General features: G+C 51.5%; 17 protein-coding genes and 1 tRNA gene. 12 read left to right on the forward strand and 6 right to left on the reverse strand.

The features are described from left to right. Window positions 1-3 precede the first annotated feature (3 nt). The 3 genes from recJ to lysS all read left to right on the forward strand — a co-directional run bounded on the left by recJ (window position 4) and on the right by lysS (window position 4,454). On the forward strand, window positions 4-1,737 hold the full coding sequence (recJ, locus tag OGV69_RS23920; protein WP_069324822.1) for a single-stranded-DNA-specific exonuclease RecJ: 1,734 nt from the start codon (window positions 4-6) through the stop codon (window positions 1,735-1,737). Window positions 1,738-1,828: 91 nt separating this feature from the next. Then, a protein-coding gene (gene prfB / locus OGV69_RS23925; RefSeq protein ID WP_100194817.1) for a peptide chain release factor 2 occupies window positions 1,829-2,927 on the forward strand; the annotation gives its coding sequence in 2 pieces (ribosomal slippage) (window positions 1,829-1,903 and window positions 1,905-2,927; 1,098 coding nt in all). Between the two features lie 9 nt (window positions 2,928-2,936). After that, entirely contained in the window at window positions 2,937-4,454 is a 1,518-nt protein-coding gene (lysS, locus tag OGV69_RS23930) for a lysine--tRNA ligase (RefSeq protein WP_006686909.1), read from the forward strand. 85 nt (window positions 4,455-4,539) lie between these two features. On the opposite strand, the gene idi is transcribed toward lysS, so the two are convergent. The 5 genes from idi to OGV69_RS23955 all read right to left on the reverse strand — a co-directional run bounded on the left by idi (window position 4,540) and on the right by OGV69_RS23955 (window position 8,252). Next, window positions 4,540-5,088 (reverse strand): isopentenyl-diphosphate Delta-isomerase, encoded by a 549-nt coding sequence (gene idi, locus OGV69_RS23935; RefSeq protein ID WP_069324823.1) that lies wholly within the window; start codon window positions 5,086-5,088, stop codon window positions 4,540-4,542. A gap of 53 nt (window positions 5,089-5,141) precedes the next feature. Then, a complete protein-coding gene (locus OGV69_RS23940) occupies window positions 5,142-5,858 on the reverse strand; it encodes a DUF554 domain-containing protein (protein ID WP_038633463.1) in 717 nt (238 codons plus the stop codon). Between the two features lie 14 nt (window positions 5,859-5,872). After that, window positions 5,873-6,451 (reverse strand): UbiX family flavin prenyltransferase, encoded by a 579-nt coding sequence (locus OGV69_RS23945; RefSeq protein WP_069324824.1) that lies wholly within the window; start codon window positions 6,449-6,451, stop codon window positions 5,873-5,875. Window positions 6,452-6,462: 11 nt separating this feature from the next. Continuing rightward, a complete protein-coding gene (locus OGV69_RS23950; protein WP_038633458.1) occupies window positions 6,463-7,956 on the reverse strand; it encodes a UbiD family decarboxylase in 1,494 nt (497 codons plus the stop codon). Window positions 7,957-8,117: 161 nt separating this feature from the next. Further along, window positions 8,118-8,252: a hypothetical protein gene (locus OGV69_RS23955; RefSeq protein WP_255366011.1), complete on the reverse strand. Its 135-nt coding sequence runs from the start codon at window positions 8,250-8,252 to the stop codon at window positions 8,118-8,120. Here OGV69_RS23955 and OGV69_RS23960 point away from each other — a divergent pair. From OGV69_RS23960 to OGV69_RS23970, 3 genes are all read left to right on the forward strand, one after another. Continuing rightward, window positions 8,209-9,069, forward strand: coding sequence for a LysR family transcriptional regulator (locus OGV69_RS23960; protein ID WP_239509324.1), 861 nt, complete (start codon window positions 8,209-8,211; stop codon window positions 9,067-9,069). The two genes, OGV69_RS23955 and OGV69_RS23960, sit on opposite strands and share 44 nt — an antisense overlap. Before the next feature lie 88 nt (window positions 9,070-9,157). Then, the gene (gene actS, locus OGV69_RS23965; protein ID WP_069324844.1) at window positions 9,158-9,892 is read left to right on the forward strand and encodes an amidase activator ActS; all 735 of its coding nucleotides are present in this window, start codon (window positions 9,158-9,160) and stop codon (window positions 9,890-9,892) included. A gap of 79 nt (window positions 9,893-9,971) precedes the next feature. After that, a tRNA-Gly gene (locus OGV69_RS23970) sits at window positions 9,972-10,045 on the forward strand. Window positions 10,046-10,191: 146 nt separating this feature from the next. Here the strand turns inward: OGV69_RS23970 and OGV69_RS23975 are convergent. Then, entirely contained in the window at window positions 10,192-11,121 is a 930-nt protein-coding gene (locus tag OGV69_RS23975) for a LysR family transcriptional regulator (protein WP_038633449.1), read from the reverse strand. 154 nt (window positions 11,122-11,275) lie between these two features. Between OGV69_RS23975 and OGV69_RS23980 the strand changes: the two genes are divergently transcribed. The 6 genes from OGV69_RS23980 to citE all read left to right on the forward strand — a co-directional run bounded on the left by OGV69_RS23980 (window position 11,276) and on the right by citE (window position 16,892). Next, the gene (locus OGV69_RS23980) at window positions 11,276-12,364 is read left to right on the forward strand and encodes a 4-oxalomesaconate tautomerase (RefSeq protein WP_038633446.1); all 1,089 of its coding nucleotides are present in this window, start codon (window positions 11,276-11,278) and stop codon (window positions 12,362-12,364) included. Between the two features lie 72 nt (window positions 12,365-12,436). Next, window positions 12,437-13,681 carry an MFS transporter gene (locus tag OGV69_RS23985; RefSeq protein ID WP_038633444.1) on the forward strand — a complete coding sequence of 415 codons (1,245 nt, stop codon included), beginning with the start codon at window positions 12,437-12,439 and terminating at the stop codon, window positions 13,679-13,681. 71 nt (window positions 13,682-13,752) lie between these two features. Further along, window positions 13,753-14,616: a fumarylacetoacetate hydrolase family protein gene (locus tag OGV69_RS23990; RefSeq protein WP_038633441.1), complete on the forward strand. Its 864-nt coding sequence runs from the start codon at window positions 13,753-13,755 to the stop codon at window positions 14,614-14,616. Between the two features lie 18 nt (window positions 14,617-14,634). Further along, complete coding sequence (citC, locus tag OGV69_RS23995) at window positions 14,635-15,702, forward strand: [citrate (pro-3S)-lyase] ligase (protein ID WP_069324825.1); 1,068 nt, start codon at window positions 14,635-14,637, stop codon at window positions 15,700-15,702. Between the two features lie 24 nt (window positions 15,703-15,726). Continuing rightward, complete coding sequence (gene citD / locus OGV69_RS24000) at window positions 15,727-16,017, forward strand: citrate lyase acyl carrier protein (protein ID WP_038633433.1); 291 nt, start codon at window positions 15,727-15,729, stop codon at window positions 16,015-16,017. Continuing rightward, window positions 16,017-16,892: a citrate (pro-3S)-lyase subunit beta gene (citE, locus tag OGV69_RS24005; protein WP_038633430.1), complete on the forward strand. Its 876-nt coding sequence runs from the start codon at window positions 16,017-16,019 to the stop codon at window positions 16,890-16,892. Before citD ends, citE begins: the two co-directional genes overlap by 1 nt. The last annotated feature ends 10 nt before the right edge of the window (window positions 16,893-16,902 follow it).

Below are 16,902 nucleotides of genomic sequence, written 5' to 3' on the forward strand. Positions count from 1 at the left end.
CGCGTGAAACAAAAGATACAACTTCGTCGGCGTGAAGCCGACGAGACAACCGAGCTACCTGATGACCTGCCGCCATTGCTGCGTCGTTTATACGCCAGCCGCGGCGTGCGCAGCGCCCAGGAACTTGAACGTAGCGTAAAAGGAATGCTGCCGTGGCAGCATTTGAACGGCGTCGAAAAAGCAGTTGAGATCCTCTATAACGCCTTTCGCGCGGGAACCCGCATTATTGTGGTCGGCGATTTTGACGCCGATGGCGCGACCAGTACGGCGCTCAGCATTCTGGCGATGCGTGCGTTAGGTTGCGGTAACGTTGACTACCTGGTGCCTAATCGTTTTGAAGACGGCTATGGCTTAAGCCCGGAAGTGGTGGAGCAGGCGCATGCGCGTGGCGCTCAGCTGATTGTCACCGTAGACAATGGCATCTCGTCTCACGCCGGTGTGGAACATGCCAGAGCGCTGGGGATCCCGGTGGTGGTAACCGATCACCATCTGCCAGGGGATACGCTGCCTAATGCCGAGGCGATCATCAACCCCAATCTGCACGACTGTGAATTCCCGTCTAAATCATTGGCTGGGGTTGGCGTGGCCTTCTATCTGATGCTGGCGCTGCGCACCTTCCTGCGTGACAAAGGCTGGTTTGATGAACGAGGCATTGCGCCGCCGAACCTGGCGGACTTGCTCGATCTGGTCGCGCTCGGCACAGTGGCCGACGTGGTCCCGCTGGATGCTAATAACCGCATTCTGACGTGGCAAGGATTAAGCCGTATTCGTGCCGGAAAGTGCCGTCCCGGCATTAAGGCGCTGCTGGAGATTTCCAACCGCGACCCACTTAAGCTGGCTGCCAGCGATTTAGGTTTTGCGCTGGGGCCACGGCTGAATGCCGCTGGCCGTCTGGATGATATGTCCGTCGGCGTGGCGCTGTTGCTGTGCGACAACATTGGCGAAGCACGCATGCTGGCCAATGAACTGGACGCGCTCAATCAGACACGCAAAGAAATTGAGCAGGGCATGCAGGCGGAAGCGCTGACCCTGTGTGAAAAGCTGGAGCGCAGTAGCGAGACGCTACCGGGCGGCCTTGCGATGTACCATCCTGAGTGGCATCAGGGAGTAGTCGGCATTCTGGCATCGCGCATTAAAGAGCGTTTTCATCGTCCGGTGATTGCGTTTGCTCCTGCCGGCGACGGTACGCTCAAAGGCTCCGGGCGTTCGATTCAGGGGCTGCACATGCGTGATGCGCTGGAGCGCCTGGACACCCTTCATCCTGGCATGATCCTCAAGTTTGGCGGTCACGCCATGGCGGCGGGCTTGTCGCTGGAAGAGGCGCAGTTTGAGCGTTTCCAGCAGCGTTTCGGCGAACTGGTAACCGAGTGGCTGGATCCCGCCTTGCTGCAGGGCGAAGTGGTGTCAGATGGCCCGCTAAGCGCCGCGGAGATGACCATGGAGGTCGCGCAAATGCTGCGTGATGCCGGGCCGTGGGGGCAAATGTTCCCGGAACCGCTGTTTGATGGACATTTCCGTCTGCTTCAGCAGCGTTTGGTGGGTGAGCGTCATCTGAAGGTGATGGTGGAGCCGGTTGGCGGCGGACCTCTGCTGGACGGAATTGCGTTCAACGTTGATACCAGTTGCTGGCCGGACAACGGCGTGCGCGATGTTCAGTTGGCCTACAAACTGGATATTAATGAGTTTCGCGGCAACCGTAGTTTGCAGCTAATAATCGATAATATCTGGCCACTTTAGCGTCACTAATCGCTATAAAAAAGGGCGTGGATTAGTTACAATCCCGCTCTTATAACCGCATTTTGACTAGTCCAATAAAAGAAATCAGACAATGTTTGAAATTAATCCGGTAAATAACCGCATTCAGGACCTCACGGAGCGCTCTGACGTTCTTAGGGGGTATCTTTGACTATGATGCCAAGAAAGAGCGTCTGGAAGAAGTAAACGCCGAGCTGGAACAGCCGGACGTATGGAACGAACCCGAACGCGCGCAGGCGCTGGGTAAAGAGCGTTCCTCCCTTGAGGCCATCGTAGATACACTCGACCAAATGAGCCAGGGCCTGGAAGATGTCTCCGGCCTGTTGGAGTTGGCTGTAGAAGCCGACGACGAAGAAACCTTTAACGAAGCCGTAGCAGAACTCGATACCCTGGAAGATAAGCTGGCGCAGCTGGAATTCCGTCGTATGTTCTCCGGCGAATATGACAGCGCAGATTGCTATCTCGATATTCAGGCTGGCTCCGGCGGTACGGAAGCGCAGGACTGGGCGAGCATGCTGATGCGTATGTATCTGCGTTGGGCCGAAGCTCGCGGCTTTAAGACTGAAATTATTGAAGAATCTGAAGGCGAAGTGGCGGGTATTAAATCCGTGACCATCAGAATTGCTGGCGAATATGCGTACGGTTGGCTGCGGACTGAAACCGGCGTACACCGTCTGGTACGTAAGAGCCCGTTCGACTCCGGCGGTCGCCGCCATACGTCGTTCAGCTCGGCGTTTGTCTATCCGGAAGTTGACGATGATATCGATATCGACATCAACCCGGCGGATCTGCGCATTGACGTTTATCGCGCCTCTGGCGCGGGCGGTCAGCACGTTAACCGTACAGAATCGGCGGTGCGTATCACCCACATCCCGACCGGGATTGTGACGCAGTGTCAGAACGACCGTTCCCAGCACAAGAACAAAGACCAGGCCATGAAGCAGATGAAAGCGAAGCTTTATGAACTGGAAATGCAGAAGAAGAATGCCGAGAAACAGGCGATGGAAGACAATAAGTCAGATATCGGCTGGGGTAGCCAGATTCGTTCTTATGTCCTTGATGACTCCCGCATTAAAGATCTGCGTACCGGGGTTGAAACCCGTAACACGCAGGCGGTGCTGGATGGCAGCCTGGATCAATTTATCGAAGCAAGTTTGAAAGCAGGGTTATGAGGAACCAACATGTCTGAACAACACGTACAGGGCGCTGACGCGGTAGCCGACCTTAACAATGAACTGAAAACGCGCCGTGAGAAGCTGGCGAGCCTGCGTGAGCAGGGGATCCCGTTCCCGAACGATTTCCGTCGCGATCACACCTCAGACCAACTGCATGCTGACTTCGACGCGAAAGAAAACGAAGAGCTGGAAGCGCTGAACATTGAGGTATCCGTTGCTGGTCGTATGATGACCCGCCGTATTATGGGTAAAGCCTCATTCGTTACGCTGCAAGATGTTGGCGGCCGTATTCAGCTGTACGTTGCTCGTGACGATCTGCCGGAAGGCGTTTACAACGAGCAGTTCAAAAAATGGGATCTGGGCGATATCCTCGGCGCGAAAGGTAAGTTGTTCAAGACCAAGACCGGTGAGCTGTCCATTCATTGCACCGAGCTGCGTCTGCTGACGAAAGCGCTGCGCCCGCTGCCGGATAAATTCCACGGTCTGCAGGACCAGGAAGCGCGTTATCGTCAGCGCTATCTGGATCTCATCTCTAACGATGAATCCCGCAATACCTTTAAAGTGCGTTCACAGATTATGGCTGGCATCCGCCAGTTCATGGTGGGTCGCGGCTTTATGGAAGTAGAAACCCCGATGATGCAGGTGATCCCTGGCGGCGCGGCGGCGCGTCCGTTCATCACCCATCATAACGCGCTGGATCTGGATATGTACCTGCGTATCGCGCCGGAACTGTACCTCAAGCGTCTGGTGGTTGGCGGCTTCGAACGCGTATTCGAAATTAACCGTAACTTCCGTAACGAAGGCATCTCTGTTCGTCATAACCCAGAGTTCACCATGATGGAACTCTACATGGCGTATGCGGACTACAAAGATCTGATCGAACTGACCGAATCACTGTTCCGCACGCTGGCGCAGAACGTTCTGGGAACCACCGAAGTGCCTTACGGCGAAGAAGTCTTCGACTTCGGTAAGCCGTTCGAAAAACTGACCATGCGCGAAGCGATTCAGAAATACCGTCCGGAAACCAACATGGCCGATCTGGATAACTTCGACTCTGCTAAAGCGATCGCTGAATCTATCGGCATCAAAGTTGAGAAGAGCTGGGGTCTGGGCCGTATCGTGACCGAGATCTTCGAAGAAGTCGCGGAAGCGCACCTGATTCAACCGACCTTCATTACAGAGTACCCGGCCGAAGTTTCTCCGCTGGCGCGTCGTAATGACGTAAACCCGGAAATCACCGATCGCTTCGAATTCTTCATCGGCGGACGTGAGATCGGTAACGGTTTCAGCGAGCTGAACGATGCAGAAGATCAGGCGCAGCGTTTCCAGGATCAGGTTAACGCCAAAGATGCGGGTGATGACGAGGCGATGTTCTACGACGAAGACTACGTTACCGCTCTGGAACACGGTCTGCCGCCGACTGCGGGTCTGGGTATTGGTATCGACCGTATGGTTATGCTGTTCACCAACAGCCACACCATCCGCGACGTGATCCTGTTCCCGGCGATGCGCCCGGTTAAGTAAGATGTGACATGCCCGATGGCGGCTGATGCCTTATCCGGCCTACAACTCGTTATGTAGGCCAGGTAAGCATAGCGCCATCAGGCAATTAATTCCCGTTGGCAAACTTGCGCAGTAATTCTCGCGCCTTATCGTTTGAAGCCTGCATCACCATCCACGGGCTAAACGCCCACGGCGTTGCATCAATCCCGCTTAACACATCCTCAAGATTGCTCCACTGGTAATCCATTACTTCATCCGCATTTGGCTGTAGTTGGCTGATAAGCTGCGCGGCATAGACCGGACAAACTTCGTTCTCCATAATTCCATTGGGATCCGTAGCGCAATAACGGAAATCCGCATATACAGAGGCGAGCGCGGTAATGTCTGCGCTCAGTTCAAAACGGGCGCGGCGGATAACGGCATCTTCGGTTGTCTCCCCCGACTGCGGATGGCCACAGACAGAGTTTGTCCAGACGCCAGGCCAGGCTTTTTTGTGCAGTGAACGGCGCGTCACCAGCAGTTGTCCCTGGTCGTTAAATATCCAGCAGGAAAACGCGAGATGCAAAGGGGTGTTGAAGGTATGGGCGGCATACTTTTCCAGCATGCCTGACGGTTTATTTTGCTCGTCCAGCAAAATGACATGTTCCCCGGCCATGACAACTCCTGAAAATAAAAAATGACCCGACACAAACCCGCCGGGTCATGCACTCAGGCCACTAGGGTAGCCCATAAATGGGACAAAGGCATTACCAAAACAAGCCCTGGCAACATGTTGGCGACCGGGAAAAGTTTAATGTTACAGATACGCAAACCGGTGGCCACCATCAGCAGTCCGCCAGCACAAGAGAAATCCGCCATCATGTCAGGAGTGATCATCGGCAGGATAATCACTGCCAGCATCGCCAGCGCCACCTGAATAATGATTTGTGGGATGGCGATGGTCATAACCGCGTAGCCGAGAAGTGTGGCAAAAATCCCTGCGGTAAACAGATCGAGGATCGTTTTGATGTACAGAATTGATGGGTCGCCGCTCATCCCTTCGGTCATCGCCCCGAAAATCCCGGTGCCACTGGCGCAAAACAGTACCAGGATGGCGACAAATTTCTCTGTGAACTCTTCGTGACCCAGACCATTAACTGGCGGCAGCACTTTGTTGATTAAACCGCGCGTGGAGCCAGCGGCTTTACCAATTCCTTTTTCCAGATGCAGCAATTCACCGAGAATGGCGCCGATCACCATTGCCAGCACCACTGCTGGCATATATTTCACTTTTAGTACCAGCGTGATACCCAGACCAACGGAGCAAAGCCCGAAAGTCATCGGCAGCGCCGTTTTCACACGCTCAGGGAGCTTGCCGCCCGCCATTGCGCCAACTAACCCGCCAAGAATGACGGCGGAACCATTTACATATGGGCCGATTAACATTGAGAAATGTCCTGTTAAGTAAAATTTAGCTCGCCTTCACCCCAGCGGGGGATATTGTTGACCTCAAGGTCGAACAGATCGAGCGCACGATTAACGCTATGGGTGATGATGTCGTCCGCCGTTTGCGGACGTTGATACAGCGCCGGAACCGGCGGAAAGATGATCCCGCCCATTTCAGTTACTGCGGCCATATTGCGAATATGGCCGAGGTTCAGCGGCGTTTCTCTGGCCAGCAGCACCAGACGACGACGTTCTTTCAGCACCACGTCCGCCGCACGGGTCAGCAGGTTGTCCGTCAGGCAGTGGGCGATTGCGCCCAAAGAGCGCATGGAACATGGTGCGATCAGCATCCCCAGTGTTTTAAATGAACCGCTGGAGATAGCCGCCCCCAGATCCGCGATGGGATGTACCACGTCAGCCATCGCTGTCACATCGTCCAGGCGGTAATCTGTCTCCAGTTCGCAGGTTTTTTCTGCTCCTTTTGAGACCACCAGATGGACTTCAACGGGGTGTTGGCTAAGCAACTCCAGCGCCTTAACGCCGTACTGAAACCCGGAGGCCCCACTGATCCCAATGATGATGCGTGCTGTCATGGTGGTCTCCTTTACTCGAAATCCGGCAGGAAGCGCTTCACGTCCACATCTTTAAATTTGGAACGCTGGAAGTTGTGCTTCAGGTGGAATGGCACCGTACAGTCGAAAATGGTTTTGCAGGACATTCCCTGTTGCAGGATGCTCGGGCTGTATTCCGGCACCTGTGACGGATCGAGCGGGTGGCAACGAACGCCAGGGATCGTAATGGTGTCAACATCCCCCTGGTAGCGGGTTTGCATGGCCCAGAGAACGTCGTCGCTATCGAAAATATCTACATCCTCATCCACCAGGATGACGTGCTTGAGTTCCGGGAATGCAGAGAAAGCCAGTAGAGCAGCCTGGCGCTGCCGACCTTCATCTGTCGGAGAAGATTTTTTAAACTGCAGAACCGCCAGAAGTTTGCCACCGCCCGCCGAGTGGGCGAAAACATTGAGTAGTTTGCCCGGCATGGCGCGTTCTACCATATCCAGAATGCTGGCTTCAGTCGGAATACCGGCCATATTGACATGTTCTTCGCCAGGTCCGACGGTGGTGCGCCAGATGGGGTTAATGCGGTGAGTAACGGCTTTCACTTTGATCACCGGAATAGCCTCTTTCGCTTCACCGGTATAACCCGGAAACTCAGGCATTGCGCGCCCGGTATGGGTATTCTGATCTTCGCGTACGCGTGCGTTTGGCAGCAGTTCGCCTTCAATGACGATCTCCGCATGAGCGATAGCTTTTTCGTTAATGGTTTTACACTGCACCATCTCAACGGCTTTGCCGCGCAGCGCGCCCGCAATGCTCAATTCGTTGAAGCCCAGTGGGGTGGTTGGCGGCTCAAAACAGGCGGCAATTTCAATCGCCGGATCCACGCCGATGCTGATTGAAATCGGTAGCGGCTGACCTGCGGCTTCTGCTTTCATGCGGAAAGCATCAATATGGCGACCAGGGGTCAGCCACATGGACAGTTCGTCGCGGCTCTGTACACACAAGCGGTGAATGGTGATATCGGATTCGTGAGTTTCCGGGTCTGAGGCGTAACACAGGCCCATGGTAATATAGGGACCAGCGTCTTCTTCTGTGTTGGTCGGAGCGGGTAATAGTTTACGCAGATCGAAATCGGCATCGCTCGCCAGATGCACCACTTCCTGACATTCCGCCGCGCCCTGAGTCATGACTGGCGCTATGGCGTTTTCCACAGAATCTTTCAGCAGATGCCCTAGTTTTGCTGGTTCGCACTGCAGAAAATGGCTGACGCGCTGGCGTGAACCGTTGAGGCCAATTGCCACGCTGATATCGTGAAATCCTTTGATTTTATTAAATACCATCACCGGCCCGTTCTTGCGGGTCGGGCGCTGGCAGGTTCCGCCCGCGCCCACATAACGATACACCCCAGAGAGTTCCGCGTGCGGGTCGACTTCGGTATCGGTTTCAACGTACTCGCCGGGAAGTGTTTTCAGTAGTTGGAGCGCAGAGCGTAAATCATGCACCGTTGAGGGAGATTTGTTATCAGTATTTGCCATGGGATGGTTCCTTCGGAAAAGATGTTTCGTTGTCTGCACAATATTTTCCGTGGCGCTTTTATACAAATACCGTTTACCGGATAGTTAGTAGATCAAAAAAGTTTATTTTAATGACCTGTTAAATAATGATTAATTAACATGAGATGTAGCGGGCTGGCTTTTTATTTTTTTGGGTAAGTGTGATACTGGCGATACGTTAAACCACGGGTGATGATGATGGATTTAAAGCGCTTACGGTATTTTTGTCGGGTGGTGGAACAAGGGTCGGTAAGCCAGGCGGCGAAATCGTTGAACATGGCGCAACCCCCCCTCAGCAAGCGGATTCAGGAGCTGGAAGAAGAACTTCAGGTCTCGCTCTTTGTTCGCCGTGGAAATCGTATTGAACCCACGGAGGCCGGTTTTTTTCTCTATCGCAAAGGATGTGAAATATTACGTCAGGTGGAGGATACCGCCAGGGAAACGACAGATATTGCACAAAAAAACAGAGCCGAATTAAGAATAGGTTTAACTCATCTCTACCAGAACTATTTTAAAGCACTGTTGATGGAAGTTTACCGACGTAATCCGGATACGGCGATCAATATTTCTGTTACCGACTCCAGCCATCTTGAGACATTATTAACGGAAGGAGGAATCGATATTGCTTTAATACAGCGTCCCTATCGCAGTGAAGGCTTTGATTATGTGTCGTTTGATCCGATTAAGCTGGTGGCGGTAATTAATAAAAAATGCCTGCCGGACCCTCCTGCAAACCCCTATAACTACACTGCGCTGGCGGAGATGCCGTTGGTGCTGTTGCATCGGGCAAAGGATTCAGGGACTTACGAGATGCTGATGGATCTGTTTCGTAAATCCGGAGTAAGCGCAAAAGTGATCATGCATATTACGCAACCGGGGGTCATTCTCGACTGGCTGGAGTCCGGCCTTGAGGCTGCGACGTTATTACCGTCTTCGGAAGTCGATGCTGATAAACTTAGCCAATGTTACGTGGTAGACGTTTTTCCTTCGCCACAAATATTTTATCCTGCGCTGGTGAAATTACCCTCTATGCCTTATCTACCCGCGTTAATGGATATTATCGCACAGGGATATCCGTTTAACCCTACCGATTGAAGCGTAGCGATTGGGGATCGTCCGGCTGGCTGGTATGATAATGACCTCTGATTTCGAGGTAAACGTTGTGTTGAGTGCAGAATGGCTGATGAATAAACGTTTTTATATCACGATAATGTTGGTGAGCAGCCTGATCCTGGCAGGGTGTTCCAGTTCATCTGATTCCGGTTCCACGTATACTGTGAAGCGCGGTGATACGCTGTACGCCATTTCACGCTCTACTGGCACCAGCGTTCGGGATCTCGCCCGTCTGAACAACATTTCCCCCCCTTATACCATTGAGGTGGGGCAAAAGCTGAAGCTTAACGGTGATGCGAAAACCAGTACAACAGCGCGTAAAGCAACCACGAAATCCTCGAGCAAATCTTCTACCAAAACGGCTGCCGTCAGACCGTCTTCTTCTGTACCTCAGTCGTCCTGGCCGCCGGTAGGACAACGCTGCTGGCAGTGGCCTGCCAGCGGTAAGGTGATCCTGCCTTATTCCACGGCGGACGGCGGTAATAAGGGCATTGATATTTCTGCTGCGCGCGGTACGCCGATTTATGCGGCCGGAGCCGGGAAAGTGGTCTATGTCGGCAATCAACTGCGGGGCTATGGCAACCTCATCATGATTAAGCACAGTGAGGATTACATCACTGCCTATGCGCATAATGACACCATGCTGGTGAACAACGGTCAAAACGTGAAAGCCGGGCAGAAGATCGCCACGATGGGCAGCACGGATGCGACGACGGTGCGTCTGCATTTCCAGATCCGTTATCGCGCAACGGCTATCGATCCGCTGCGTTATTTACCGCCGCAGGGCAGTAAGCCAAAATGCTGACGGTGAATTAATCGCCAGTCAGTCGGTTCGTCCCTTGCCAAGAAGAGCGTAAGGTTTATAATCCCTTACGCACTTCAATGCGGGCGTAGTTCAATGGTAGAACGAGAGCTTCCCAAGCTCTATACGAGGGTTCGATTCCCTTCGCCCGCTCCAAAGTCACTTCCCTTGATGTTCCCTCTGGTCTGCCTGATTTCCACCTGCGACAATTCATTTTATTACCGAAAATCAATGCGTTGACTTCCTCTGCTGATGCTGTGGGAGAGTTCTCATCGGTCATACACTCGTTGCCCAACGGTGGGTTACAGTTGAGTAAATTTGTTGATCCAGGGGCTGCTATTTTCGCCTGACCACAGATGTAATATCAGTTGGCGGAATTTTTCCGCCGCAGGACTAAGGGTTGTTTCACTGCGTTTTACCAGGCCAAGCGTACGGCGTATGACGGGTTCTATCAGTGGACGACTAACAAGGACGTGATGTTCATCGGCCGGCATCGCCAGACTGGGAACGACAGACACACCTAGGCCCGCTTCCACCATCCCTAGTGACGTCGAAAGATGACGCACTTCATAAAACCAGTTAGGTTTCCAGGCCATTTTCTCGAAAGCCTGATCGATCAGCGATCGGTTTCCGCTGGAGCGTCTTACCCCAATCAGCTTCATACCGGCCAGATCGTCCCATGTTACCAGCGATTTATTTGCCAGCTCATTGTCGCGTCGGCATGCCAGAACGAAGGGTTCGTTCACCAGCGGCGCAAAATCGATATTTGGATGTGTGACGTTTATCATATTTATACCGAAATCTGCGTCGCCATTTAATACTGCTTCCAGGCAATCGCTGGCGCTGTGCTCCAGTATGCGGATTCGGATGTTTGGGTAGTCATTGTTGTAATCTCGTATCACTGAAGGCAGAAAATAGAACGCGGCAGTAGGGATACAGGAAACCGTAATAACACCTGCCTGATGTGTCGCCATCTCTTTAATACTGAGGATGGAGCTTTCATAAAAATCTATTAAATTCTTAGCTTTAGGTAAAAATTCTCTTCCTACTGTCGTGAGCTTAACGCTGCGCGTAGAGCGTTCAAACAGCGTGGTTCCCAGGCTATCTTCCAGTTTCTGAATTCTGCGTGTTAAAGCAGGTTGTGAGATGTGAAAAAATTGGGATGCTTTTGTAAAGCATCCGATTTCTGCAATTTTTACAAACGCTTGTATCCCCTGTAGTTCATGCGGCATAGCTGTATCCCATTCTCGCTTTTATATAACCACCATAACGCACGGGCTATTAATGTGCAAAACGTATTAATCCTGCTTTTTTTGGCATTAGAGTTATCAACCGGAGTGTGAAAACCTTATAGCGTTCCTGACAAAAGCGAAGTGAGATAAACATATGTTAAAGATCCCTTGCGTATTAATGCGTGGCGGTACGTCAAAAGGGCCGGTGATTCTGGCCAGCGACCTGCCTGCGGAAACAGAAGCGCGTGACGCAGTTTTACTCAGTTTGATGGGGGCAGGCCATGAACTCGAAATTGACGGTATTGGCGGTGGAAGTCCGCAAACCAGTAAGGTAGCGATAGTTAGCACTTCAGAAAGTCCTGACGCGGATGTGGATTACCTGTTTGCACAGGTGATGGTGAATGAACGTCGTGTCGATACCACGCCTAACTGCGGCAATATGCTCTGTGCGGTCGGTCCCTTTGCTATTGAAAAGGGGCTGGTGAAGGCGCAAAGCCCGGTAACGACGGTGCGGATCCGCAATCTCAATACCGGAACGCTGGTCGATGCAGAAGTGCAAACGCCTGATTATCGGGTGGTGTACGAAGGCGATACCCAGATTGATGGAGTCCCGGGGACCGCCGCGCCCATAGGCTTAACTTTCCTGAACTCTGCAGGTTCTAAAACGGGGAAATTGTTGCCGACGGACAGTGCGACAAACGTCTTCGACGGTATTGAAGTCACCTGTATAGATATGGCGATGCCGATGGTATTGATTGACGCTTCAGCTTTGGGAAAAACAGGAGGGGAATCTCCTGCAGAATTAGATGGCGATAAGGCATTTAAAGAAAAGCTGGAAAGTCTGCGTCGTCAGGCTGGCGCAGCTATGGGCTTAGGGGATGTGACAAACAAGGTGATCCCTAAACCGGTTCTTCTCAGCCCGGCGCGTAACGGCGGAACGATTCAGGTACGGTATTTCATGCCGCACACATGCCATAAATCACTGGCGATTACCGGATCGATTGGTATTTCGACCGCAACGCTGATTGAAGGCTCCGTCGCGGCAAAAATTGTCGCCGATCGTCCAAAGGGGCTCTTCACTAATATCATCGATATTGAACACCCAAGTGGAAAAATATCCGTGTCCTTATTGAAGGAAGGTAACAATATCGAAAAAACCCGTGCCGCAGTGATACGTACTTCACGCAAGTTGTTTGAGGGTGCCGTATGTGTACCGGAAAAAATGCTCACTGAAGTTGCGTAAATAAAATTTAAATAAAAAACATCTGCCTTAAAAAATTACACTCTGTACCTTAACAATAATACCGAGGTTATTATGGCGTTAACTCATGCTAACAATACCCTGAAAGCTTCAGATTCTGTAAAAGCCGGAGCGCATATTCGCGTGATTCTGGCCCTGGCATTATCCGGGCTTGCAGAGCTTGCTTCTCTTTTTTTTATTCAGCCACTGCTTCCGACGCTTGCTGTGGAATATAATGTTCCTGTCAGCCAGGTGAGTATTATATTATCAGCTGAAACGGCTTTGCTGGCTATTGGATTGCTGTTTACCGGGACATTATCCGATCATTATGGCAGAAAACGGTTAATTGTTTTCTCCCTCCTGTTAGGCGGTATTCTTACGCTGCTCTGTCCGCTGATGGAATCCTGGGCGATGCTGGTGGCGCTACGTGCGGTAATTGGTCTGGCGCTGAGTGGTATCGCTGCGGCGGCCACTGCCTACATCAGTGAAGAAGTCGCCCCGGTGGCGGCAGGTATCGTAACGGGATATTTTGTCTTCGGTAACTCCATGGGCGGCATGTCCGGTCGTATTGTTGCCAGCCAACTTATTGATCACGTTTCAATAAATGCCATCTTTTACGGTTTTGCGGCCAGCTTGATTGTGGTCGCCATTCTGGTGAAGTTTTTACTGCCTGAATCTAAAAACTTCACCCCAACGCAAAACCTTAACATTACGCGTATGGTGAAAGGGGCTGCATCGCATTTCAAAAACAAAAATCTGGCGCTGGCTTTTGTTATCAGCTTCATTATTTTCGGCGCATTTACCTCGCTTTATAACTATCTGGCCTTCTTCCTGAAAGGCGAGCCATTCCATATTTCACCGGCAAACGCAGGTCTGCTCTCCTTTAGCTTCGCCCTGAGTTTCTTTACGGCTCCGCAGGCTGGTCGTTTAAGTGCGAAATATGGCGCGATGAAAGTATTGCGTGTGCTTTTCCTAATCATGGCCTTAGGCATGCTGCTGACGCTGACGTCGAATGTCATCACCTTTATTGTTGGCGCGGTGATTTTTACCGGCTGTTTCTTCGGCTGTCACTCTATTGGTTTGAGCTGGGTAAGTAAAAATGCAACGCATGCAAGAGGCCAGGCCGTTGCACTCTATTTATTCTTTTACTACATGGGCGGTTCGGTGATTGGTTTTATCAACGGTTTTGTTTTCCATTCACTGGGCTGGATGGGGATGACCGGGTTGATTCTGGTATTGCTTGGCATTGGCGTTGTCGTGGCAACGTATCTGGCATCCGGTCCAAAACCGGTACTGGTGCCCGCCCAGTCCGCAGAATAAAAAGTTTGGCAATTTGTTCACGCCTCAGGGCGTAAACAAAAAACAGGTATGTATATCAATCGGGTGTCATCATGAAATTAGCAAGTTATATTCATCAGGGCCGTAAAAGCTACGGGATTTATACAGAATTCGGCGTTATCGATTTGGGTAATAAAATCGGCCATCAATATGCGACGTTGAAAGACCTTCTTCAATGGGATGCTGTTGACGTCGCAAGGCAATACAACGATTGCCCTGTGGATATTACGCTTGAAGATATTACCTTTTTGCCCGTTATCGAAGAGCCAGGAAAAATTTTCTGCGTTGGGATGAATTACGCTGAAAAAAGAAAAGAGTTTGCCGAGACGAATAATGCCCCGACGCTGTTTATCCGTTTTCCTGATTCACAAACCGGTCATGCCCAACCTGTGCTTAAACCTGAGTTGTCGAGAGAATTCGATTATGAGGGCGAGCTGGCCGTCATCATTGGTAAACCGGGCACCCGAATTGATGTAAATAATGCGCTCAATCATGTCGCGGGATACAGCTGCTATATGGATGGCTCCGTTCGTGACTGGCAGCACGCGTGGTTTACCGCCGGTAAAAACTGGAAGCAAACCGGCGCTTTTGGCCCCTATATGACTACAGCGGATGAGATACCCGATCCTCATGCGTTGACCATCCATACCTGGCTGAATGGCATGCTGGTTCAGAACGACTCCACTGGTAGCATGATCCACAAAGTGGCAGATCTTATCGCCTATATCAGCACATTCACCTCCCTCAGCGCCGGTGACGTCATTATTACGGGTTCGCCTGGCGGCGTCGGTAAAAAACGTAATCCTCCGTTATTTATGCACGATGGCGATCGGGTTGAAGTTGAAATCGAAAATATTGGTCGTCTGATTAATACCATTGTGGAAGCCCAACCGCAGCAAGAAGCGTTGCTTGTTTAGACGGTCAGGAGAGAGACGATGTACACCGCCAGAACGCCAGAATTTGAGGTTATAAAAGCCGGTAATGCTCAGGCCAGAGAGGAGGTTGCCCGCTTCCTGGCACGCAACGGTTTAGGCATTGATGACGATATCTCGCAATTTATTGTTGCACTCTACCAGCGTCAGATTATTGGCTGCACCGGTATTGCGGGTAACACCTTAAAATGCATCGCAGTGGATTCCGGGTGGCGTGGCTCGTCGTTAATCCTGACGTTAATACATGAGGCCGAACTTCTGGCGGCACAAAACGGCGAACATCAGCTCTTTCTTTTTACCTGTCCGGATAATGTGAAGTCGTTTCGCGGATGCGGATTCTATCCGCTTGTCACCGTCAATAACTGTGCGGCATTAATGGAGAATACGCCGGTTGGTATTCATCGTTACTGCAGCCAGTTGCGTAGCCACCATTTCGTGCCGGGGAAAAATATTGGCGCGATCGTGATGAACGCGAATCCATTCACGCTGGGCCATCAATATCTTATTGAGCATGCGGCAAGCCAGTGCGACTGGCTCCATGTTTTCGTGGTTCAGGAAGATGTCTCCGCTTTTTCGTTTAAAGAACGGTTTGCGATGGTCAGGGACGGATCGCGGCATCTGAAAAATGTCACTGTTCATCCGGGGTCTGCCTATATTATTTCGCGCGGGACCTTCCCAGGCTATTTCCTGAAAGATAAGCAGGTGATAGATAAAGTCTACGCGGCAATTGATCTTATGCTGTTCAGAAATTACATCGCACCTGCGCTGAATATCACTCATCGTTTTGTGGGGACGGAGCCATTCTGTCAGTTAACCGCAGAATATAACCGGGCGATGCATCACTGGCTGGAAAATGCAACGAGTACAGCGGCCTGTATTCACGTACACGAAATAGAACGAAGAACGGACGGTAATGATGTGCCGGTCTCTGCTTCAGCCGTTCGTCGTTTATTAAAAGAAAACCAAATTGCTGCCGCCAGTCGTATGGTGCCAGCCACCACGCGCGCGTTTCTGAATAACGGGGGACAGCATCAGCCTCGTTTATCCGAATCGTTGTCGGCAGCGGTTTAACCGCATTATCACAGGAAAACTGATATGAAAATTGTACAAGCCGCGATGGCGGGAACGCTGGAGTCCAGTGACCTTATGGTGAAGGTCAGTCCCGTCGAGAGCGGGCTGGATGTGGTCATTCACAGCGAAGTGTATAAGCAGTTCGGCGACCGAATTACCGAAGTTGTGAATGAAACCCTGGCTGCGTTCAACATCGAGCAAGGGCAGATCATTATTGATGATAAAGGCGCGCTGGATTGCGTGATCCGTGCCCGTATACAGGCTGCTCTGCTCAGAGGTTCGGCTCGGGAAGATATTGCATGGGAAAAGTTATAATGAAAAAGTTACGTCGCAGTATGTTATTTATTCCGGGTTCAAGTGCCGCCATGCTTTCTACGGCATATATTTATAAACCGGACTCCATTATGTTTGATCTGGAAGATGCCGTAGCGCTAAAAGAAAAAGACAGCGCCCGCCTTCTGGTATTTCATGCCCTGCAAAACCCGATGTACAAAGATATTGAAACCGTTGTCAGAATTAATCCGCTGAATACACCTTTTGGATTAAAAGATCTGGAAGCCGCCGTCAGGGCGGGCGTTGATGTTATTCGTTTACCGAAAACCGACTCTCCGGAAGATATCCACCAGCTTGAACGCGAAATTGTTCGCATTGAAGAAAATTGCGGGCGCCCTGTCGGCTCAACGAAATTAATGGCAGCGATCGAATCTGCCGTTGGCGTTATTAATGCAGTCGCCATTGCGAAATCGTCTGACCGTTTAATGGGGATTGCGCTGGCCGCCTTTGACTATGTGATGGATATGCAAACTGAGCGAGGCGACGGGACTGAGCTGTTTTACGCCCGCTGTGCCGTATTACATGCCGCGCGCGGGGCGGGTATTGACGCTTTCGATGTGGTGTACGCCGATGTGAATGATGAAGCCGGTTTCCTGAAGGAAGTGGATCTGATTCGACGGATGGGCTTCAACGGAAAATCGCTGATTAATCCGCGACAAATTGAAATTCTGCATAACGCCTACGCGCCAACCCAGGAAGAGGTGGATTACGCACAGCGCGTGATTGCAGCTGCAGAGGAAGGGGAGCGCAACGGACTCGGGGTGATTTCGCTGAACGGCAAAATGATTGATGCGCCGATTATCAACCATGCCCGCGTGGTTATCGAACGCAAAAATGCTTCCGGCATTCGTCAGTAATCCCCCATTA

This window comes from Citrobacter sp. Cc139, assembly GCF_030334645.1.
Classification (GTDB): domain Bacteria; phylum Pseudomonadota; class Gammaproteobacteria; order Enterobacterales; family Enterobacteriaceae; genus Citrobacter; species Citrobacter werkmanii.